Annotated in this window: 18 protein-coding genes; 10 read left to right on the forward strand and 8 right to left on the reverse strand. The window is 63.3% G+C overall.

The features are described from left to right. Window positions 1-20: 20 nt before the first annotated feature. The 3 genes from DBW_RS03175 to miaA are packed head-to-tail and all read right to left on the reverse strand — an operon-like array spanning window position 21 to window position 2,670. Window positions 21-398 carry a PilZ domain-containing protein gene (locus DBW_RS03175; RefSeq protein ID WP_066724107.1) on the reverse strand — a complete coding sequence of 126 codons (378 nt, stop codon included), beginning with the start codon at window positions 396-398 and terminating at the stop codon, window positions 21-23. Further along, window positions 395-1,744 (reverse strand): glycosyltransferase family 2 protein, encoded by a 1,350-nt coding sequence (locus tag DBW_RS03180; protein WP_066724109.1) that lies wholly within the window; start codon window positions 1,742-1,744, stop codon window positions 395-397. The genes DBW_RS03175 and DBW_RS03180 overlap by 4 nt, the downstream gene beginning before the upstream one ends. Continuing rightward, entirely contained in the window at window positions 1,741-2,670 is a 930-nt protein-coding gene (miaA, locus tag DBW_RS03185; RefSeq protein WP_066724111.1) for a tRNA (adenosine(37)-N6)-dimethylallyltransferase MiaA, read from the reverse strand. Before miaA ends, DBW_RS03180 begins: the two co-directional genes overlap by 4 nt. A 192-nt stretch (window positions 2,671-2,862) precedes the next feature. Between miaA and pcnB the strand changes: the two genes are divergently transcribed. Then, window positions 2,863-4,155, forward strand: a complete 1,293-nt coding sequence (gene pcnB, locus DBW_RS03190) for a polynucleotide adenylyltransferase PcnB (RefSeq protein ID WP_066724113.1) — start codon at window positions 2,863-2,865, stop codon at window positions 4,153-4,155. A gap of 138 nt (window positions 4,156-4,293) precedes the next feature. After that, complete coding sequence (locus DBW_RS03195; protein WP_066724120.1) at window positions 4,294-5,595, forward strand: GGDEF domain-containing protein; 1,302 nt, start codon at window positions 4,294-4,296, stop codon at window positions 5,593-5,595. Here DBW_RS03195 and DBW_RS03200 read toward each other — a convergent pair. The 4 genes from DBW_RS03200 to DBW_RS03215 form a co-directional block, all read right to left on the reverse strand. Beyond that, window positions 5,592-7,505, reverse strand: a complete 1,914-nt coding sequence (locus DBW_RS03200; protein ID WP_066724125.1) for a transglutaminase family protein — start codon at window positions 7,503-7,505, stop codon at window positions 5,592-5,594. The genes DBW_RS03195 and DBW_RS03200 overlap by 4 nt on opposite strands. Next, window positions 7,480-8,238 carry a DUF58 domain-containing protein gene (locus DBW_RS03205; protein WP_082820153.1) on the reverse strand — a complete coding sequence of 253 codons (759 nt, stop codon included), beginning with the start codon at window positions 8,236-8,238 and terminating at the stop codon, window positions 7,480-7,482. Before DBW_RS03205 ends, DBW_RS03200 begins: the two co-directional genes overlap by 26 nt. Window positions 8,239-8,351: 113 nt before the next feature. Continuing rightward, complete coding sequence (locus DBW_RS03210) at window positions 8,352-9,293, reverse strand: AAA family ATPase (protein ID WP_066724135.1); 942 nt, start codon at window positions 9,291-9,293, stop codon at window positions 8,352-8,354. A gap of 99 nt (window positions 9,294-9,392) precedes the next feature. Continuing rightward, a complete protein-coding gene (locus DBW_RS03215) occupies window positions 9,393-9,794 on the reverse strand; it encodes a VOC family protein (RefSeq protein WP_066724138.1) in 402 nt (133 codons plus the stop codon). Window positions 9,795-9,941: 147 nt separating this feature from the next. On the opposite strand from DBW_RS03215, the gene folK reads away from it, so the two are divergent. From folK to sucD, 6 genes are all read left to right on the forward strand, one after another. Then, window positions 9,942-10,433, forward strand: coding sequence for a 2-amino-4-hydroxy-6-hydroxymethyldihydropteridine diphosphokinase (folK, locus tag DBW_RS03220; protein ID WP_066729656.1), 492 nt, complete (start codon window positions 9,942-9,944; stop codon window positions 10,431-10,433). Window positions 10,434-10,437: 4 nt separating this feature from the next. Next, window positions 10,438-10,686 carry a hypothetical protein gene (locus DBW_RS03225; RefSeq protein WP_066724141.1) on the forward strand — a complete coding sequence of 83 codons (249 nt, stop codon included), beginning with the start codon at window positions 10,438-10,440 and terminating at the stop codon, window positions 10,684-10,686. Window positions 10,687-10,783: 97 nt separating this feature from the next. Then, complete coding sequence (gene fsa, locus DBW_RS03230) at window positions 10,784-11,431, forward strand: fructose-6-phosphate aldolase (protein ID WP_066724143.1); 648 nt, start codon at window positions 10,784-10,786, stop codon at window positions 11,429-11,431. Between the two features lie 105 nt (window positions 11,432-11,536). Continuing rightward, complete coding sequence (locus DBW_RS03235) at window positions 11,537-11,758, forward strand: hypothetical protein (RefSeq protein WP_066724146.1); 222 nt, start codon at window positions 11,537-11,539, stop codon at window positions 11,756-11,758. 295 nt (window positions 11,759-12,053) lie between these two features. Further along, window positions 12,054-13,238, forward strand: a complete 1,185-nt coding sequence (gene sucC, locus DBW_RS03240; RefSeq protein WP_066724149.1) for an ADP-forming succinate--CoA ligase subunit beta — start codon at window positions 12,054-12,056, stop codon at window positions 13,236-13,238. A gap of 39 nt (window positions 13,239-13,277) precedes the next feature. Beyond that, window positions 13,278-14,150 carry a succinate--CoA ligase subunit alpha gene (gene sucD, locus DBW_RS03245; RefSeq protein ID WP_066724151.1) on the forward strand — a complete coding sequence of 291 codons (873 nt, stop codon included), beginning with the start codon at window positions 13,278-13,280 and terminating at the stop codon, window positions 14,148-14,150. A gap of 53 nt (window positions 14,151-14,203) precedes the next feature. Here sucD and DBW_RS03250 read toward each other — a convergent pair whose 3' ends face one another. Continuing rightward, window positions 14,204-15,277: an IS630 family transposase gene (locus DBW_RS03250; protein WP_082820154.1), complete on the reverse strand. Its 1,074-nt coding sequence runs from the start codon at window positions 15,275-15,277 to the stop codon at window positions 14,204-14,206. A gap of 653 nt (window positions 15,278-15,930) precedes the next feature. Here DBW_RS03250 and DBW_RS03255 point away from each other — a divergent pair. Both DBW_RS03255 and def read left to right on the forward strand, forming a co-directional pair. Beyond that, the gene (locus tag DBW_RS03255; RefSeq protein WP_082820155.1) at window positions 15,931-18,630 is read left to right on the forward strand and encodes a multicopper oxidase domain-containing protein; all 2,700 of its coding nucleotides are present in this window, start codon (window positions 15,931-15,933) and stop codon (window positions 18,628-18,630) included. A 198-nt stretch (window positions 18,631-18,828) separates the two neighbouring features. Continuing rightward, window positions 18,829-19,347, forward strand: a complete 519-nt coding sequence (gene def / locus DBW_RS03260) for a peptide deformylase (protein WP_066724155.1) — start codon at window positions 18,829-18,831, stop codon at window positions 19,345-19,347. The last annotated feature ends 5 nt before the right edge of the window (window positions 19,348-19,352 follow it).

A 19,352-nucleotide genomic window follows, 5' to 3' on the forward strand; every position in this document is an offset into this window, starting at 1 on the left:
GTCAGCGTCACCTGGATGGTTCAGGTCTCCTGGGCGCCGGCCCAGATATCGATCGCCTGGGCGACGTCGTCGGGGAGATCGATAAAGCGCAGTCCCATGCCGGGCTCAAGCAGCGAACGACGGTCGAACTGGCGGTTCCAGACCACCTCGCAGGTGCAGCGTACCGTCCGGCCGATGGGCGCGGGGAGCGGAATCTCGACCTCAAAACGCTGGCCGATTTCGCGCGGATTGACAGTGGCAATAAAGAGCCCGCTGCGACTGATATTCTTGCTATAACCGAAAAACGTCCGCCGACCATCGTCAAATCGCAGGCGGTAGATGATCAGCGGCGCGCGCAGGTCCTTGCGCAGGTCGCCCTTGGCGGGTGTTTCCGGCTGCTGTTTCGGCGGCTGACTCATGCCTTTCTCCCGGGGCAAGGGGACGCCAGCCCGCGATGACCGTCACCGGGCGCAAAGAACGATGGCGACGCGGTGACCGGACGGACGTTCTGCAAGCGTCTCAGCAATGCAAGCTGCTTGCCGATTTCTGTTTCCGGCGGAAGCCCGGCGGCCTGCAAAAGGTCCGGCAAAACCTTTTCGGCCGTTGCGCGGGGGTAGCCGGTGGCGGCCAGCCGGTGGAGCAGGCGGCGGGTCTGCAGGGCGTCAAACCAGCCGTGAAAGGCGCGCCGCAAAGCCGGCTGGGCGGGATGGTTCCGGCGCAGCTTTTCCCAGTTGGAGACCAGACCGGTCGCGGCCAGAAAGTCACCCAGCTCGGGCGCGAGCGTAACCGCCTGGCGCAGCAGCTCCACCGCGCCGGTCTCCGGCCCGGCCCCGGCGGCGCAGGTGAGCCAGTCCCGCAACAGCAGAAAGGCTTCCCACGGATGGCAAAGGGTGAGAGCGGGGTCGCCACCAAGGATCTTTTCCAGGGCGGGGCCGGTTCCGAAGGGCACCCGTGACGACAGGCGCGCCGCCGGCTCTACCAGGGTGGTGCCAAGGGGTGCGACACCGGCGGTTTTGGCGAGCTGCTGGAGAAAATAAAAATCCTCGCCGGCCAGTCGCCGGTTCATCCCTCCCGCCCGGAGGTAAGCCAAAGCGCGGCAAACAATGGTGCTGCCGACGGTCGGGTAGGCATATGGCGATCCTGCCAGGGTCAAGCCGAGGAGGTAGCTGCGCAGGTAGAGTTCATAACGGGTGATGGCGGCATCCAGCAGCGCGTTCTCCCCCGGCTGGTGGCAAAAGGCGACGGTGGCCGCCCCCTCCGGCCTGGTCGCAAAATGGTCCTGCAGGGCGGCCAGGTAATTCGGCGCCACCAGGGTGTCGGCGTCGAGCATGGCGAGGAGCGGCCCGCCCCGGCGTGCCCAGTCCAGGCGCTCCAGGGCGAGGTCGCAGCCGAGTTTGCGGGCCAGGCCCACCCCTTCGCCGGGTGGGAGTTCGCAGCCCGGGGAGGCGGCGTCGACCCAGGCCAGGTGCAGCCCGTCCCAGCGGCGGTCGGCGCTGTCGAGCCGCGCCAGGGTCGCCTGGTTCTCCACCTTGGTGATCGGGTCGGCATCGCCCCGCTGGTTGACGACCACGATGATCAGCCAGCGCGCCAGCTCCTGGCGCGGGTTGGCGGCCAGGCTGGTGAGGGTGGCCGGCAGGCTGGCAGCCTCGGCGAGGGCCGGGATGATGACGGCGCCGGCGAAGCCCTCTCCGGGATCGCCTTCAAGGCGCCAGGGGCCAGGGAATTGGCGTCTGGTGAGGTAGGACTTCCAGGGGGCGGCATTCATGAGGGGAGTGGTCCCGCCTTCTGGCGAGCGAGTTCGGCCAGCATTTCGGCGACGGGCTCTCCCTGGCCGGCGAGCCAATGGATCGCCACCCCCTGCCTTTCCATGCGTCGGAAGAAGGTTTCCTGGCGTTTGGCGAAAGCGCCGATGGCGCTGGCCAGCTGCTGGGTCATATCGTTGCGATTGAGCCGTCCCTGGAGGTGCCAGGCGACGAAGCGGTATTCCAGGCCGAAGAATTCGAGGCGCTCCCAGGGAATTCCCGCCGCGTGCAGTCGGGTCACCTCTTCGAGCAGCCCCTGCTCCAGGCGTTCCCGCAGGCGGAATGCGATGCGCTGCCGCAACCGGGAACGTTCCCAGCGCAGGCCGAATACCCTGGGCCGGAGCTGCGGCAGGGGGGGGAGCCGGGCGGCCAGAGCGCGTTCGCCGGTGGCGATCTCGATCGCCCGCAGCAGCCGCTGGCGATCGCCAAGGTCGGTGGTGTTGTGGAGTTGCGGGCGCAGTTGCCGCAGTTGTGCCGCAAGTTCGGCATCACTGGCACCGGCAAGTTCGGCACGCAGGGCGGGATTCTCCGGAACCTCGACCAGGCGGTAGCCACGCAGCACGGCATCGAGATAGAGCCCGCTGCCGCCGCAGAGGATGGGGAGCCGACCGCGGTCGGTGATACGGGTGATGGCCGCGAAGCACTCCTTCTGAAAGCGGAAGAGACTGTATTCCTCGCCGGGGTCTGCGATGTCGATGAGGTGGTAAGGGACGGCGCCGTATTCCGCCAGGTCCTTGCCGGTCCCAAGGTCCATGCCGCGATAGACCTGCCGTGAATCGGCCGAGATGATCTCGCCGCCCAGGGCTTGGGCGGCAGCGACGGCCAGTCGGGTTTTCCCCGATGCCGTCGGCCCAAGGATGACCAGCAATGGAATGGCGGGGTTGGACATGGTACCTGCACGGGAGAGAGGATCTTTCGGATTGATCGGTCTCACTTTAGCCTGCCGGGTCCGGGATTGCAATGGCGGCAACCGCCGGTCCGATTTGCGCTCTTCCCTTTGCCGGGAAGATTTGCTAAGGTCGTCGCCGAAGCGGCGCGCAGCGTGCCGTGCACATTCAGTCCCGAAAAGATTGGTCCCACCATGACCCCACCGCACCCCCTGCCCGGGGAAGAGACACCCCCGGTTATCCTCCCCCGCGCCGAACATTCCATCTCCCGCAAGCAGATCGACGAGGAGACGCTCAAGGTCCTCTACCGCCTGGCCCGCAATGGTCACAAGGCCTACCTCGTCGGTGGCGGTGTGCGCGACCTGTTGCTCGGGCGCACGCCCAAGGACTTCGATGTCGGTACCGACGCCACCCCGAACCAGGTGAAAAAGCTCTTTCGCAACTGCTTCCTGGTCGGGCGCCGTTTCCGCCTGGCCCATGTCCGCTTTGGCCGTGATGTGGTCGTCGAGGTCGCCACTTTCCGTCGCCAGGCACAGGCGGACGATCTGCCGGAGAGTCCCGAAGACCACTTCTTCTTCGCCGAAAATATCTTCGGCACGCCGCGCCAGGATGCCTTTCGGCGCGATTTTACCATCAACGCCCTCTTCTACGATATCGAGACCTTCGCCATCATTGACTATGTCGGTGGCCTGGAGGACCTGCGCGCCCGGCGGCTGCGGGTGATCGGCGACCCGCTGGTCCGCTTCACCGAGGACCCGGTACGGATGCTGCGGGCCCTGGAGTTCGCCGCCCGGCTCGATTTCACCCTCGACAGTGCGGCCCGCGAGGCGATCTATTTGCGGGCGCCGCTGATCGCCGAGGCGGCACCGGCACGCATTCGCGAAGAGTTGATGGAACTCTTCCGCCACAGGGTGGCCGGTCCGGTTCTGGCGAGCGCCCAGGGCCTCGGTCTGCTCCCCCACCTGCTGGCCGGGTACGAGGGCGAAGAGGAAACCTTCGCCCTGCTCGACCGCCTCGATGCGCGGACCGCAACCGGTGTGCCGGTCGACGAACCGGTGGCGCTGGCGGTCCTCTTCCTCACCCGGTTTCTGCGCCTTTGTCAGGGCTCCGCGGCCGAGCATATGACCGAGGTCGTGCGTCTCGCCGGGTTGATCCTGGCCCCCCACTGCAACTATTTCCACATCGCCCATGGCACCCGGCACCAGGCGCGCGAGTTGCTGGTCGGTTTCTATCGGCTCAGCCGTGGCCCGGGCTTTCGCGGCGAGCGGCGCTTTCTGCAGCATCCGGCCACCCCGGGGGCATTGGCCCTGTTTCGCCTCTGGACCGAGGCAAGTGGCAGCCGTTCCGACCTGGCGGAGCGCTGGCAGCAACTGCTGGAGCAGGCGGCAGCACCGGTGGCAGCTGCTGCGGCCGGGGAAAAACCGGCCGGTCGGCGGCGGCGCCGGCGTTCGCGCGGCGGCCGGCGGCGTCCCCCCGCCGGCGCCTGATATTTTGGCCGGCGCCCTCGGAGCTGGCATACCCCGCTCCCTTGGTATACACTTCAAAGCAATCTTGAAGATTCATTGTCCCTCCCCCCTGTCGCCCCGGACCTGCTGATGGCAGAGGAGCATCCCCCACGAGCGCGGTTGCGCACCCGATTCATTCTGGTGGCCTGCATCATGCTGTTGCCGCTGCTCGCTCTGGGCGGGGTCGCCTTTTTCAGCCACGAGCGGCTCAAACTGCACTTCGACGATGTGGTCGAAGAGGCGATCGAGGAGAAGGAACCGGTAATCCATCTCCAAGTTCTCGTCCAGTCCGTCGGCACCCCCCTGCACCGCTTTCTTCTCTACGGCGAAGAAGAGGACCGGATTCTTTACCAGCAGTTGGCGGGACAGATCGACGCCCTCTTTGGCAGTCTCGCCTCGGCACCCTTTGCCCTCGATGCGGAACGCGAATATCTTGCCGCTGCCCACCAGCATTGGCGGGAGCTGACCCCGCTCGCGGCCCGGCTGCTGGCCGATCCGATTGCCGGGAGCGAGACGTCGCTGCAGCTGTTGCGGCGCCTGGAGGGGGACCTGCTGGTGATTGCCGCGGAACTCGATGCCATTCACGATATCAGCGACAGTGAAATCGAAGCCAAGCGGAGAGCGGTCGAGGAGGTCAACCGCGAGAGCATGCTGTTGATCGCGGCCGTTCTCCTCGCCGGTCTGGCGACCGCGATCGGCAGCGGGGCACTCCTGGCCCGCCTGGTGCTGCGCCCGGTGGAGGACCTTGGCCGCGGGGTGCGCCAGTTTGCCGAGGGAAATCTTGATTACCGGATTTCGGGGGGAGGGAAGGACGAACTGGGGACCCTGGTGACGGCCTTCAACGGGATGGCGGAAAAGCTGGAGCGGCAGCAGGCGGCACTGCTGCGCCTTTCGACCCGTGACCCGCTGACCGGGCTGCTCAACCACCGGGAGTTCTTCTGCCAGCTGCGGGAGGAGCTGATCCGCGCCCGGCGCTATGGTCACCCCCTGGTATTGCTGATGATCGATCTCGACCACTTCAAGCAGGTCAACGACAACTTCGGGCATCCCAATGGCGACCGGGTCCTGCGCACCATGGCGGTGGTATTGCGCCGCCAGTTGCGGACCTCGGACCTGATCGGCCGTTACGGCGGAGAAGAGTTCGCGGTGGTCCTCCCCGAGACCGGCGGCCAGGAAGCCTTTGACCTCGCAGTCCGCATCCGCCGGGCCCTGGCGGCGCAGCGGTTTGACTTCAATGGCGAAAAGGGGATCCAGGTGACGGCGAGTTTCGGCGTCGCGGCCTACCCCGCCGACGCCGACACCGAAGCGAAACTGCTCTCCTGCGCCGACGCCGCCCTCTATGCTGCCAAGCACGCCGGCCGTGACCGGGTCTGCTGGCGCAGTTTGACCGACGGGCCCGGCAATTCCGAACTCTCCAGCTAGTCTTCCCTCCGACGCAACTCCTTCAATAGTACCCGCAGCCGCTGCCGTTCCACCGGGGTCAGCCGGCGATCCCGGTAGATCGCACGGCTGAGAATTGCGACGAACTCCGTGCAACGGGGATCCTTGAGGCGGCGCGCCACGCTCTCCAGCCCTGCCGTCGCCGGGATTTCCTTCAGGTGGTAGCGGCGTGCCGCCAGGCGCAGGAAGCGCTGCGCCAGCCGGCGCTCCACGGGGATCCGCCAGCGCCGTCCGAGCCAGATCGTGCCGGTCAGAAAGAGGAGAATGGCCCCCGGCAGCAGGAAGTCGGGTGCGGCAAGCCGGCCGGGGCGCAGGGTGCGCAGCTTGCGGCCGGCGTCCCGCGCCAAGTGGAGCTGGCTCCCGAGGTCGTAGGTGATGACCGCCCGGGTCCAGTAATATTCGGCGACGTCGAGCAGGGAATGGCTCCAGGCCTGCGGACGGTTGCCCGCCGCAGCGAGGATGGTCGCGCCGTTCTGCGCCAGCCGGCTGGGGTCGAGTCGCTGCCAGCGGCCGTCGACCAGGGCCTCGACCCAGACGTGGGCCGCCGTCCCGGTGAGTGTGTAATAATTGCCGAATTCGCTGCGGGTGCCACCGAAAAAGCCGCCGACGAGACGGGTCGGCACCCCTTCGAGACGCAACAAGATGGCGAAGCTGCTGGCAAAGAACTCGCAGTAGCCCCGTTTTTTGCTGAACAAAAACTCGTCGATGGGGGCGGTCGTTCCGGGGAGGTCGTCGGTGGCATAGCTAAGCTGCTGCCCGCGGAAGAAGTCCTCGGTGCGTGCCACCTTTTCTGCGGCGCTGCTGCTCCCGGCCGCCAGGCTGGCCGCAGTGGCGCGCAGCCGTTCCGAGATTCCCGGAGGGAGCTGCAGGTAAAAATCGGTGTCGACCTTGCCGACCGGCTCCAGCCGCGCACCGAGCAATGAGGTTGCCTGGTAGCTGACCCGCTTGCGCGTCGCGGTGGCAAGTTTGCTGACCCGGTCGCTGCTTACGCGGGACCGAATGCCTGTCAGATCTTGCGGCAGGTCGAGGGCGAACAGGAACCGGTCATTTTGCGGCTCCAGGTAAATGGTCTGCTCGATCGGGCGGCCACCGCGCAGCCGTTCCTGCTCCCCCGGTGGCGGCTCTTCGCGCACCCAGGTGTTTTCCCGCAGGTGGTTCAGAACCGTTCCCCGCCAGTAGAGCTCCTCCGGGGGCAACTCTGCGCTTTCGACCCGGAAGACCAGCTCGGGATTTGCGGCATTGCTGGCAAAGGCGCCAGGACTGACCGTCTGCGAGAAGCCGCTGCTCGCCGCCGCCGCGGGATTGAGGAAATTCCAGAGGGGATGCTCGGTACGGGGGAGGATGGCGAAGAAGAAGAGCATCAACAGCAGGGAGCCGGCTGGCAGCAGCAGGGCCGTGCCGAGGACGCTGCGCAATTCCTTCCAGCGCAGGGCGATGGTGCTGTCGCTGCCGAAGAAGCAGAGGAGGACCAGGCCGATGGTGACGCAGAACACCAGCAGGACCAGTGCCGGGAGAAAGAGGAGGTTCAGCGAAAGGAGCGAGGAACCGGCCAGGGCGAAGATGGCGAGCAGGAAGATCTGCAGGTAATTGCGCCCTGTTTTGGCGGTCACCAGGCGGATGGCGAGCAGCAGCACCAGGATGTTGACCACCGGCTCGACCAGAACCGTGCGGTCGATGCGGGTGGCATACCAGGCGAAGAGAAGGAGGGAGAGGAGGGTCGCCGCGTGCCGACCAAGCGGGTAACGGTCGCGCCGGTCGCAGGCAATGCCGAGGGCCAGTGCTGCCGGGGCCGCGATCTGGGCCAGGGGCTGCAGGTAGAGATAGAGCGGTGCCACCCCGAGAATGCAGCTGGCGTAGGTCAACAGCTCAAGGGGCCGACGCAGAGTGACCATAGCGGGCCAGTTCTCCCAGCAGGGTAAGTTTGTGGCTGCGCCCGACCGCGGCCGGGAAGGAGGCAGCGTCGAGCTGCAGGCCGACGGGCCGCCCTTCACGGCTGGCGGCGTCGATCAGCCAGCAGGCCGCTTCCAGGCGTTCTTCAAGGCCCCGCCCCGGGAGCCGGGCAGGATCGACGAGCAGCGGCGGCGCCGCTGCGGACGAAAGCTCCTTGACCTTGAGCTGGCCGTGGCGGGCGGAGAGTTTCCAGTGGATCATTTTTAGCGGCTCGTGGCCGAGGTAGTCGCCGATGCGGGTCAACTCCCCTTCGTACCCCTTGCCCTGCCAGACCTCACCGGCGGCATGTCGTGCCCCGTCCCGCTGGAGCCGGGGCACGGCGCGGGGGGCGGGGAAGACGGTCGCGGTGCCAACCACCGGAAGGACAATACTGCGCACGAAAAAGTTGATCGGGAAGGGGGAGCTGACACGGATCTCCTTCAGCGGCTGCTGGCCGCGCCGGGGAAAGGTGACCGGCAGCGGCAACCGCAGTTCGCCGGCCGGCAGGAGGACCGGGCAGACCGCGGCGCCGCCGGCGATTTCAAACCGCAGCAGGCAGGCGGGAAGGTGGCGGCGGCGATTTTTCAGGCGCACGATCACCAGGGTCTCGATCCCGGCATAGATCTCGTCGGCAGTCTCCAGGTCGAGGTCGAGGCCGAAGAGGTTGCCGCGACCGAGCAGGCCCGAGACCGCCATGAAGCCGAGCAGGGCCGAAACCAGCAGGTAGAGGAGGTTGTTGCCGGTATTGACGGCGCCGAAGCCGAGCAGCAGGGTAAGAAGGATGTAGAGGCCGCCGGCCCGGGTCAGCTTCAGCCCCGGGGCACGGGGACGCTGGCGACGATCGATTGCAGCACCTCCTGCTTGGGAAGGGCCTCGTGCTGGGGGCGCAGGATCAGGCGGTGGGCGCCGACCGGCACCGCCACCAGCTGGACATCCTCGGGAATGACGTAATCGCGCCGCTCGAGGTAGGCGGCGGCCTGGGCCGCCGCGGCAAGGTTGATGGCGCCGCGGGTCGAGAGACCGGAGAGGATATAGGGGTGGTTGCGCGTCGCTTCCACCAGGCGATAGATATAGTCGATCAGCAGTTCGCCGAGCTGGATCTGCTCGCGCACGGTGCGGCGGGCTTCGAGCAGGTCGTCACGGGAGAGGAGCGGGGCGATGTCACGCAGCTCTTCGCGAATCCCGCCGCGGCGGATGATCGCCTTTTCGAGATCGGCGCCGGGGTAGCCGATGCCGGTGGCGATCAGGAAGCGGTCGAGCTGGGATTCGGGGAGGGGGTAGGTGCCGACCTGCTCCACCGGATTCTGGGTGGCGATGACCAGAAACGGTTCCGGCAACGGGTAGGTCGTCCCTTCGACGGTCACCCGGCGCTCTTCCATCGCCTCGAGCATGGCGCTCTGGGTCTTCGGCATCGCCCGGTTGATCTCGTCGGCGAGAAGGATGTTGTTGAAGATCGGGCCCTCGATGAAGCGAAATTTCCCGGCGTCGCGATCATAGATCGACAGTCCGGTGATGTCCGAGGGGAGGAGGTCGCTGGTGCACTGGATGCGCCCGAAGGAGAGACCCAGCGCGGCGGAAAGGGCCAGCGCCAGGGTGGTCTTGCCGAGCCCGGGGATGTCTTCGAGCAGGAGGTGGCCGCCGGCCAGCAGGGCGATCAGGGAGAGACGCAGGGCGCGTTCCTTGCCGTGCAGCACCCGGTGTTCCAAAGCGTCGATGACCTTCTGTACTTCGGCATGCTTGGCTGGGGGCATAGCTTCGGCTCCAGGGGGTGACCGGCGCGGGCTGCTGGCTGGAATTATATCCCAACCCGGGAGAAATTCCCAGTTGGCACCCGTTTCGGCCCGGGGGGGTCAGGCGCGCGGGGCGCCCAGGACCAGCAGGTAGCCGTCGGGATCGTGCACCCAGACCTCCCGCCGCTGAAACTCGGTATCCTCCAGCTCGTAAAGGATCGGCCAGGCAGAGCGCTCGAGCCGGCGCAGCAAAGGATCCAGATCGTCCACCGCAAGTTCAAGGCTGGCGCCGACCCCCTTGGGGTGGCGCTCGAGGTTCTGCAACAGGGCGGGGTGGAGGGCTTCGAGGACCGCACTTTCGCGAAACAGCAGGGTGGCATCGCCCCTGCGCAGCAGCAACAGTGGCGGGCTCCCGGGGAGCGGGCGAAAGCGCTCCAGGGCAAAACCGAGGGTTGCACCGTAAAAGGCTTCGGTGGTGTCGAGGTCGGCCACGGCCAGAGTGAGGGTCAGAGAGTTCGGCATCGACAGCTCCTTTCCGGTCCGTTCTTACCATGGCCAGGCCGGGGTTCGCAAGCGTCGCTCCGGCCAGGCCGGTCTGCCGCGTTGACGGCCGGGGGATGGGTGTGCTTAAATCGACCGATGCCGCAGCCCGCGCCGGAAAACCTGGAGATGGCCTATCTTGGTCTCGGTGCCAACCTTGGCGCGGCGGTGGCGACGCTGGCCTCTGCCCGCGATCAGCTGGCCGCCTTGCCGCAAAGCCGGCTGGTCGCCGCCTCGGCCCTCTACCGGACCGCACCGGTGGGCGGACCGGCCGGGCAACCCGATTATTTCAATGCCGTGCTGGCGCTTGCCACCGCCCTGGAGCCGACGCTCCTTCTGGAGCATGCCCTGGCCATTGAAGGGCGCTTCGGCCGCCGACGGTTGCAGCGCTGGGGGCCGCGGACCCTCGATATCGACCTGCTCCTTTTTGGGGAGCGCTTGCTCGATCTTCCCGGATTGCAGCTGCCGCACCCGCGCCTGCATCAGCGCCGCTTTGTCCTCGAACCGCTCTGCGAGCTGGCGGCGGAACTCCTTCATCCCCGGCTTGGCGTGCCGCTCCGGCAACTGCTGGCAAAGCTCCCCGGCGACGACCGGGTCGAACGGCTGAATCAACAATGGTGATTCCATGACCCGCCTGCTCCTCTTCGCGCTCTTTTTTTATCTCGGGTATCGTCTCCTGGCCCTGGTCGGCCGGGTTCTCTTCACCCGTCCCGCGCCGCCCCCGGCCCACACCCGTGAAGGCGAAGAGATGGTGCGCGATCCCCAATGCGGAACCTTCCTTCCCCGCAGCGATGCCGTCGCGGCCATGGTTGCCGGTGAAGACCATTATTTCTGTTCCAGCGCCTGTCGCGACGCTTACCGCGGCAAGGGGTGATAACGCCGGCCGATGCTGGCAAGGATAACCACAACAGGCAACCTGATCGCGGACTTTTCAAGCCCGCCGGATCAACTCAACTAACGAGGAGCAGATCATGAAATTTTTTATCGACACCGCCGACGTTGGCGAAATTCGCGCCGCCCACGACCTCGGCCTGGTCGACGGCGTCACCACCAACCCGTCCCTGATTGCCAAGAGCGGCCGGAACTTCCGCGAGGTGGTCAGCGAAATTGCTGAAATCGTCGACGGTCCGATTTCGGCGGAGGTGATCGCCCTCGACGCCGTGGGGATGATCCGCGAGGGGCGCGAGCTGGCCACCATCCATCCGACCAACATGGTCATCAAGGTGCCGATGACCAGCGCCGGCCTCCAGGCGACCAGTGTCTTTGCCGCTGAAGGAATCCGGACCAACGTCACCCTGGTCTTCTCGCCACTGCAGGCACTGCTTGCCGCCAAGGCCGGCGCCACCTATGTCTCCCCCTTCGTCGGCCGTCTCGACGATGTCGGCCATGACGGCATGGAAGGCATCGAGCAGATCCGTACCATCTTCGACAATTACGGCTATGCCACCGAAACCATCGTCGCCTCGGTGCGCAGCCCGCTGCACGTTCTCAACGCCGCCCTGATCGGCGCCGATATCTGCACCATTCCCTGGTCGGTGATGCAGCAACTGGCCAAGCACCCCCTGACCGACATCGGCATCGAAAAATTTCTCGCCGACTGGGCCAAGGTCAACAAGTAGCCAGCGCCAACCGAAATTCACCCTGGCTTGCCGGCCGGTCTCTGCTAGACTTTCAGCAGTGACCGGCCGGCGTTTTTGTTCCTGACCGGGAGAGGGGAGGGAGCGATGAAGCGACCTTTGCATGAGCTGGTGGGGGAAGAGGTCCTGGTGGAGACCGGCGATGTGAGCTACCGCGGGGTGCTGCGCGAGGTCACCGAAGAGCGGGTCTGCCTGCGCGCCAGGACGGGCTGGCGCGAAATCCCCATGGCGCGGGTGGTCGCCATCCGCGGGGTCGAACCGGAACCGGGGGGCAGGTCAGACCATTTTTCTTTGCCCTCCAAGAAGTAACGGAGAAATGCGGTTCCCTGGCAAGAACTGGCCAGGTTTCTTCGCTGTAACGACGAAATTTGTCATTGACAGACGAATTTTTGCGTTTTATATAACCTCTTAATAAAAATGGTCATACCAGTTTTCGCTCTCTTGGTGCGTACCCTCGTCAACCCGCGATCCGGCGGTGAAGGGGAAGGCTGCCAACCAGGGGAAACCCGGGCGGTTGCCCCGCCGGGACCGACTTTGCTGCCGCAGCTGGCCGGCAGCCCGCGCCGAGTCCAGACCGTGATCCTTAACCAGGGAAGAGGAGCCTATGAACATTCACGAGTACCAGGCCAAAGAGATCCTCGGCACTTTCGACATCCCGGTGCCACGCAACCGCCTTTGCCTGACGGCCGACCAGGTCGAACGGGCAGCCAAGATGATGGGCGGCAAGTGCGTGATCAAGGCCCAGATCTACGCGGGCGGGCGGGGAAAGGCCGGCGGGGTGCAGCTCGTCTACCATCCGGAGCAGGCCCACGAGCTGGCCAAGGAATTGTTCGGTAAGCGCCTGGTCACCAACCAGACCGGCCCCGAAGGGCTCAAGGTCCGGCGCATCCTGGTCGAAGAACCGGTGGAGATTGCGCGGGAATTTTACCTCTCCCTTACCCTCGATCGCGCCAGCAGCCGCTACTGCGTGATTGCTTCGGCGGAAGGCGGGGTCGACATCGAGACGGTGGCCGCCCGTACCCCGGAGAAGATTCACAAGCTGGTCATCGATCCCTTTACCGGGCTGCGCTCCTACCAGGCCCGCCGCATCGCCCTCGCCCTCGGCCTCTCCGGCAGCCTGGCCGAGGACTGCGTGCAGCTGATTCTCAATCTTTACCGGGCATTGCAGGACAAGGACTGTTCCCTGATCGAGATCAATCCGCTGGTGGTGACCAAGGCCGGCTGGCTGCTGGCCATGGACGCCAAGATCAGCTTCGATGACAACGCGATCTTCCGCCATTGGGAATACCACGACCTGATGGACTATTCTCAGCTCGATCCGCTGGAAATCTCGGCGGGCAAGTTCGATCTCGCCTACATCAAGTTGACCGGCAACATCGGCTGCATGGTCAATGGCGCCGGTCTGGCGATGGCGACCCTCGATGTTCTTCAGGAGTTTGGCGGGAACCCGGCGAACTTTCTCGACGTTGGGGGGGGAGCAACCCGCGAGAAGGTCGCCGAAGCCTTCAAGATCATTCTTCAGGATGAGGATGTCCGCGCCGTTTTCGTCAATATTTTTGGTGGCATCATGCGCTGCGACATTATTGCCCAGGGAATCATCGAAGCGGCAGAGGAGATCCATTGTACCCTGCCAATCGTGGTGCGCATGGACGGCTCCCAGGTCGAGGAAGGGAAGAAGCTGCTGCTCGATTCGGGTCTCAATGTCGAATGCTTCGACCAGCTCGGGCCCGGGGCCAAGCGTATCGTTGAAATGCTCGGTGCCAGGGATGGCGAAGAGGGCAGCGACTGATTTCACCCTCCCTGATCACTTCCAGAAGGAGATCTGCAGATGGCGATCCTGATCGATAAGACATCCAAAATCGTGGTCCAGGGGATTACCGGCAAGGCCGGCCTCTTCCATGCCAAGCAGTGCCGGGACTATGGCAGCCAGGTCGTGGCCGGGGTCACCCCCGGCAAAGGGGGCGTTCATGTTGAAGGGATTCCGGTCTTCGATACGGTGGAGGAGGCGGTGCGGGTTACCGGCGCCAACGTCTCGATGATCTTCGTCCCGCCGCCCGGCGCTGCCGATGCCATCCTCGAAGCCTGCGAGGCCAAGGTGCCGCTGGTAATATGCATCACCGAGGGGGTGCCGGTCCGCGACATGGTCCTGGCGAAACGCTTCATCGACACGACGAAAACGCGTCTGGTGGGTCCCAACTGCCCCGGTTTGATCACTCCCGGTGAGTGCAAGGTCGGCATCATGCCCGGCTATATCCATACGCCGGGGAAGATCGGGGTCGTTTCCCGCTCCGGCACCCTCACCTACGAAGCGGTCAAGCAACTGACCGATGCCGGCCTCGGCCAGTCGACCTGTGTCGGCATTGGCGGCGACCCGATCATCGGCATGAAATTCATCGATGTTTTGCAGCTCTTCAAGGAAGATCCGGATACCGAGGGGGTCTTCATGATCGGCGAAATCGGTGGTGGCGCCGAGGAAGAAGCAGCGCGCTGGATCAAGGCCAACATGAAAAAGCCGGTGGCGGCCTTCATTGCCGGCGTCACGGCGCCGACCGGCAAGCGCATGGGGCATGCCGGGGCGATCATCTCCGGCGGGATGGGGCGTGCCGAAGACAAGATTGCCGCCCTGCAGGAGTGCGGAGTCACGGTGGCGACCAGCCCGACCCGGATGGGGGAGGCGATGCTGGCGGCATTAAAGGGCTGAACCCTCCCCCCTAACTAGGCCCAACAACAAACGGTCCGCTGACCAACTAGTGTCTAGTTGCAAAAGTTAGCGATAGTGTTTCTCAGTTGCGACCCCTTGACCTCTCGCTTACGCCATACAAAAGGCTTGGCGTTGGGCTGATAGGCTTCTATAAAGGCCTCGATGGCCGCACGCAACTGGTCAATGCTTTGAAAACTGGCGTTCTTCAGTGCCTTACGTGAAAGAATGCCGAACCATATCTCGACTTGATTGAGCCAACTTGCAGAAGTCGGTGTAAAGTGAAACATGACGTTTTGGTGCTGCGCAAGCCATTCGTCGTTGCGTTTATGAATGCAATAATTGTCCAGGATCACGTGAATTTCTCGCTGGTCGCTGTCCGGAAGTTCTGAGAGGACCTGATCCATGAAGGCTAGGAAATCAACCCTTCTCTTGAACTCGGTTGTCTGCGTATGCACGGCGCCTGTCGCTACGTTGAGCGCCGCAAAAAGGTTCAGGGTTCCATGCCGTTTGTAGGTGCTCTTTAGGCCCTGGACGACTTTGCCGCTACTGGTACAGACATACCCCTTGGCGCGCTCAAGCGCCTGGATGCTCGGTTTCTCATCGACTGAGATCACCAAGGCTTTTTCGGGGGGCGCCAGGTAGAGCCCGATAATGTCAGCCGCCTTTGGTGCGAACTCTGGATCAGTGCTTACGCACCAACTTCGTTGTCGGGCAAGGCTGATATTGTGCTTGCGCAGCACTCGCCAAATGGCATCATCCGAAGCGCCAAACTGCTTGGCAAGCGCCGGGCCGTCCCAACATGCCTGGCCGGGCGGTGGCGGAAGTTCCAACGCTTTCAGAACTCGCGTTTGAAACGCCTGGTCATATTTCGGCGGTTTGCCAGAGCGCGGGCGATCATATAGCCCGGCAATACCCGCAGCGGAGAAACGGTTCCGCCATTCAATAACCGTGTTCGGGCGCACGTTAAGATCCATGGCGACCTTGCTGACGGATTCTCCGTCAAGGAGTTTGCAGATAATCCGGGCACGTTCAACAAGGCGCGCCTCCATGCTTCGACTGCTTGCCCATTCCCTGAGTGTCTGGCGGTCCTTTTCGCTGCACAGGGGTATTGGAGATTTTCTCGGCATAAGCGACTCCTTTCACGATGGTGGGGGTGAAAGAAGTCTATATTATAACGCTTAGTTTTGCAATTAAACACTAGCTAAGGGACGGTTTGTTGTTGGGCATTCCAACGTTGCCGTAATATGTGCGGCGTTAACTTTCCTGTATGCCGATGTTTCTGTATGCCGATTGGCCTGATTCAAGGGAAATGCTACCCTCGCCCGAAGGGCAGGAGGGCACCGGACGGAACGCCTGGATCGGTTTTTTTTACTCTTTGCCTGTTTTTTTGCACCCTTCCCCAGGGATTCACGGTGGTGCCAGCGGTATGGATTCTGGCTCAGTGTTAATCCGTCTTTTTGATACCTGCCGGGGGACTCTCCCGTCGCTCGGCCCCGCAGGATCCCTTTTTTGGCTCTATTAGCAATATCCATTTTCTCTTCCCCGGAAACCCCCTTTCTCGTAATGCAATAAGGCTTCACCCTACACCAAGGCCAATTTCTGGCGCCATTATTGCTTTTTCTTGGTTTTTAATCCAAAAGCACTGGACGGTCGTTCTGCCAACGGTCGCCGGGAAAAGCCGATCATACCCCTTGATAAATCGTATGCAATACTTTTGCCGTGGCCTCTGGGGGTAGGGGATCGAAAACTTCAACCCATTTTTCATTTCGGAGGTGTGTCGATGAGAAGAAGACGGTGGATTGGAAGGAGCTGTGTCTGGCTCCTTGTGGTAATTGCTGCGGGGGGGGGGCTGATCGCCTGCAACGGTAGCAGCAATCGAAACGACCAGGCCCCGGCGATTTCAGTGCCGGCCAACCAGACGGTAACGGAAGGCCAGCCCTTCTCATTCACGGCGGTAGGGAGCGACCCCGATTCGGGTACCCTTCTCCACTATGGACTGCAGGGAGCTCCGCAAGGAGCTGCCATCGATTCCTTGACCGGGGTCTTCACCTGGACCCCGACCTTCGACGAGATTGGCACCCACGCCATCACTTTCACGGTTAGCGACGGGCTGTTGAGCGCCAAGGCTGTCGTTGCCGTGCAAGTCCTACCCGACGCCACGGTGGATGACTCGGTTCCTCTGCCAGGCGGGACTCTCAACCCACTTGCCATCCCCAAATACGTGACACCTTTGGTGATTCCGCCGGTGATGAGGAACAACGGCAGTGCGGACAACTACACCATTGCCGCCCGCCAGTTCAAGCAGCAGATTCTCCCCGGTGGCATCTGGAACACACTCGATGGCCGGGCGGATGCCTTTCCGCCGACGACTGTCTGGGGCTACGGCCCGGACGCCGATCCGCTCCCCGATTCATCCACGCTTGGCGGTGCACCTGGCGTGGCGCCAGCGGCAAACTCCCAGTTCAACTTCCCTGGTTACACGCTGGAAACTCGTGCCGATGTTCCGGTCAAGGTGCGCTGGATCAACGACCTGGTCGATGACAACGGCAACTATCTGCCGCCGCTTCTTGCCGTTGACCAGACACTGCACTGGGCCAACCCTCCTCAGGTCTGTGCCGACGGTCGGACGTCCACCGACTGCATGGGAAACGACCCGACGCCTTATACCGGTCCGATACCGCTGGTTACCCATCTCCATGGGGCTCATGTCGACTGGACCAGCGATGGCTATCCGGAGGCCTGGTGGTTGCCGGCCGCCACGGATATTCCCTCCGGTTATGCCAGAAAAGGCGGCTTGTTCGGTGATGCGACCGGCACCAACCCGGGCAACCTCGGTTTTGCCGATTACGAATACCGCAATGATCAGCCAGCGACCACTTTGTGGTATCACGATCATGCCCTGGGAATGACCCGCACCAATGTTTATGCCGGTCTGGCCGGTTACTGGTTGATTCGTGGAGATCATACCCCGGTAGGCGGGGGCGCGACGGTGATCGATAGCGCCGATGATTTCGGGAGCCCGGCAGCCAATGACGGCGTGCTTCCGGGGCCGGCTCCGACAGCAGGGGAGGCGACACTGGCGGTGAACAGCCCTGGCGACCCGGTTCGAAATGCTCTGCGCGAAATCCCGATCCTGATCCAGGATCGCTCCTTCAACGCCGACGGGTCGTTCTTTTACCCCACTAACCGTTCTTTCTTCGAAGGACTGGAAAACCCTGACAACCTGCTGATCGATTTTGCCCCAGATTCGGACATCGCGCCCCTGTGGAACCCCGAGGCGTTCTTTAACGTCATGGTCGTCAATGGCGTCAGCTGGCCGAAGCTGGAAGTGGCTCAGGCGAAATATCGATTCCGTCTGCTTAACGGGTGCAACTCACGTTTTCTTAACCTGGCTCTATTTGTTGTTGATCCGGCGACGGGAAGAATCGATCCGAGCCATGAAATCCCTTTTTATGTGATCGGCTACGAACAGGGCCCGCTGCCCAAGGTCGTCAAGATTTCCACCGGGTTCGCAACCGCCCTTGCAGGGGATGGCAGCGTCCCGGCGGCAGACCGGGCCTCGCCTGATCCGGACCAGGCCCTGCTGATGGCGCCAGCGGAACGCCCGGACGTTCTGGTCGATTTCTCCGGTCTGCCCAACGGTACCGTGGTGCGGATGATCAATTCCGCACCGGACGACCCTTTTGGTGGATTCAACGGCATTGCGGGAGAAGAGGCCGTGGCCGACCCACTGACGACGGGTCAGATCATGCAGTTTGTTGTTAACTCGGCCTTGACCGGTGCCAGTCCGACCGACCCTAACGGGGCAACACCGGCCACTGCCGTAGAGAATCTGATTCTGAATCCGGAAATTCCACTGGGCGCTACCACTAGGTCCCGGCAGGTTTCGCTCAATGAAGAGGAGTCAGGCCAAGTCTGCGCTGTCGGCGGGTTCCGCGGCACGACCATCCTGCAACTCGATAGTATCGACCCAAACAATTTTGCCCAGAGCTGCGCGGCCGCAGGAGGCACTCCTTTTGCGCCAAAGGCGGCTCTGCTGGGGACCGTTGCTATGGGTGGAGTCTATCCGCTGGGAGTGCCGCTGCGCTGGACCGACAAGGGTGGGGAAAGTCTGCCTGTCGATGTGCAGATGGCAGATGGATCTACCGTACGGATTAAGGTAACGGAAAACCCGACTGTGGGCGATACCGAGGAGTGGCAGATTTACAATTTTACTGAGGACGCCCATCCGATTCACCTGCACCTGGTGCGGTTCCAGGTGGTCGGCCGCACCCTGTTTGACGGGGCGACTCCCAGCCCTCACAATAGCGTTCAGCTCTGGGAAACTGGCTACAAGGACATGGTCATTGCCTATCCCGGCGAAATCACCACAGTGAAAGCGACATTCGATATTCCTGGCCTGTACGTCTGGCATTGCCACATCTTGGAACACGAGGACAACGAGATGATGCGCCCTTACGTTGTTTCACTGGCCCCCTGATGTAGCGAACCTGGAGTTTGATCGTAGGACAGCGGCGGAGCGGAAAAAGGCTCCGCTACTGTCGTTTTTCCGTTTTCCTAAGCAGCAAAAGGCCGTGTTTTGCCGGCGGTTGACTTTCCGCCCGGGCTCCACGTATTATTAACAGCTTGAACGGGCCGACCCGGCCCGACCTTAACGCCCTGCTGACAGGACGAAAAGATGGCGATTTTGCGCATCTATCATTATCCGGAGCCGGTTCTCAAGCAGCCGGCAGCGCCGGTGACCGTTTTTGACGCCGAGCTGCAGCGGCTGGCGGCGGACATGGCGGAGACGATGTATGCTGCTCCGGGCGTGGGTCTGGCGGCGCCACAGGTCGGTGTCTCGCAGCGGCTGATCGTGCTCGACTGTGCCGGCCGCGAGGAGCCGCGGCAGCTGCTGGTCGCCGTTAACCCCGAGATCATCGCCCGCGCGGGCGAAAGCTGCGAGGAGGAGGGATGCCTCTCCGTCCCCGAGTATTATGCCAAGGTCGAGCGCAGCGCCACCGTCCAGGTCCGTTATCAGGATCTTGCCGGCGTCAGCCAGGAACTCGAAGCGGAGGGGCTGTGGGCGATCTGCTTTCAGCATGAGATTGATCATCTGAATGGCATTCTCTTTGTCGACCATCTCTCCCCACTGAAAAAAAGCCTCTTCCGCAAGAAATACAAGAAGATCATGGAACAACAGCAGGAGCAGATGTGATCCCC

The organism is Desulfuromonas sp. DDH964 (assembly GCF_001611275.1).
Classification (GTDB): Bacteria; Desulfobacterota; Desulfuromonadia; order Desulfuromonadales; family DDH964; genus DDH964.

Bases quoted from the DNA above. Each gene is read 5' to 3' on its own strand.
- DBW_RS03175 (WP_066724107.1), bottom strand. From the start codon at position 398: ATGAGTCAGCCGCCGAAACAGCAGCCGGAAACACCCGCCAAGGGCGAC.
- DBW_RS03180 (WP_066724109.1), bottom strand. From the start codon at position 1,744: ATGAATGCCGCCCCCTGGAAGTCCTACCTCACCAGACGCCAATTCCCT.
- miaA (WP_066724111.1), bottom strand. From the start codon at position 2,670: ATGTCCAACCCCGCCATTCCATTGCTGGTCATCCTTGGGCCGACGGCA.
- pcnB (WP_066724113.1), top strand. From the start codon at position 2,863: ATGACCCCACCGCACCCCCTGCCCGGGGAAGAGACACCCCCGGTTATC.
- DBW_RS03200 (WP_066724125.1), bottom strand. From the start codon at position 7,505: ATGGTCACTCTGCGTCGGCCCCTTGAGCTGTTGACCTACGCCAGCTGC.
- DBW_RS03205 (WP_082820153.1), bottom strand. From the start codon at position 8,238: ATGGCGGTCTCGGGCCTGCTCGGTCGCGGCAACCTCTTCGGCCTCGAC.
- DBW_RS03210 (WP_066724135.1), bottom strand. From the start codon at position 9,293: ATGCCCCCAGCCAAGCATGCCGAAGTACAGAAGGTCATCGACGCTTTG.
- DBW_RS03215 (WP_066724138.1), bottom strand. From the start codon at position 9,794: ATGCCGAACTCTCTGACCCTCACTCTGGCCGTGGCCGACCTCGACACC.
- folK (WP_066729656.1), top strand. From the start codon at position 9,942: ATGGCCTATCTTGGTCTCGGTGCCAACCTTGGCGCGGCGGTGGCGACG.
- DBW_RS03225 (WP_066724141.1), top strand. From the start codon at position 10,438: ATGACCCGCCTGCTCCTCTTCGCGCTCTTTTTTTATCTCGGGTATCGT.
- fsa (WP_066724143.1), top strand. From the start codon at position 10,784: ATGAAATTTTTTATCGACACCGCCGACGTTGGCGAAATTCGCGCCGCC.
- DBW_RS03235 (WP_066724146.1), top strand. From the start codon at position 11,537: ATGAAGCGACCTTTGCATGAGCTGGTGGGGGAAGAGGTCCTGGTGGAG.
- sucC (WP_066724149.1), top strand. From the start codon at position 12,054: ATGAACATTCACGAGTACCAGGCCAAAGAGATCCTCGGCACTTTCGAC.
- sucD (WP_066724151.1), top strand. From the start codon at position 13,278: ATGGCGATCCTGATCGATAAGACATCCAAAATCGTGGTCCAGGGGATT.
- DBW_RS03250 (WP_082820154.1), bottom strand. From the start codon at position 15,277: ATGCCGAGAAAATCTCCAATACCCCTGTGCAGCGAAAAGGACCGCCAG.
- DBW_RS03255 (WP_082820155.1), top strand. From the start codon at position 15,931: ATGAGAAGAAGACGGTGGATTGGAAGGAGCTGTGTCTGGCTCCTTGTG.
- def (WP_066724155.1), top strand. From the start codon at position 18,829: ATGGCGATTTTGCGCATCTATCATTATCCGGAGCCGGTTCTCAAGCAG.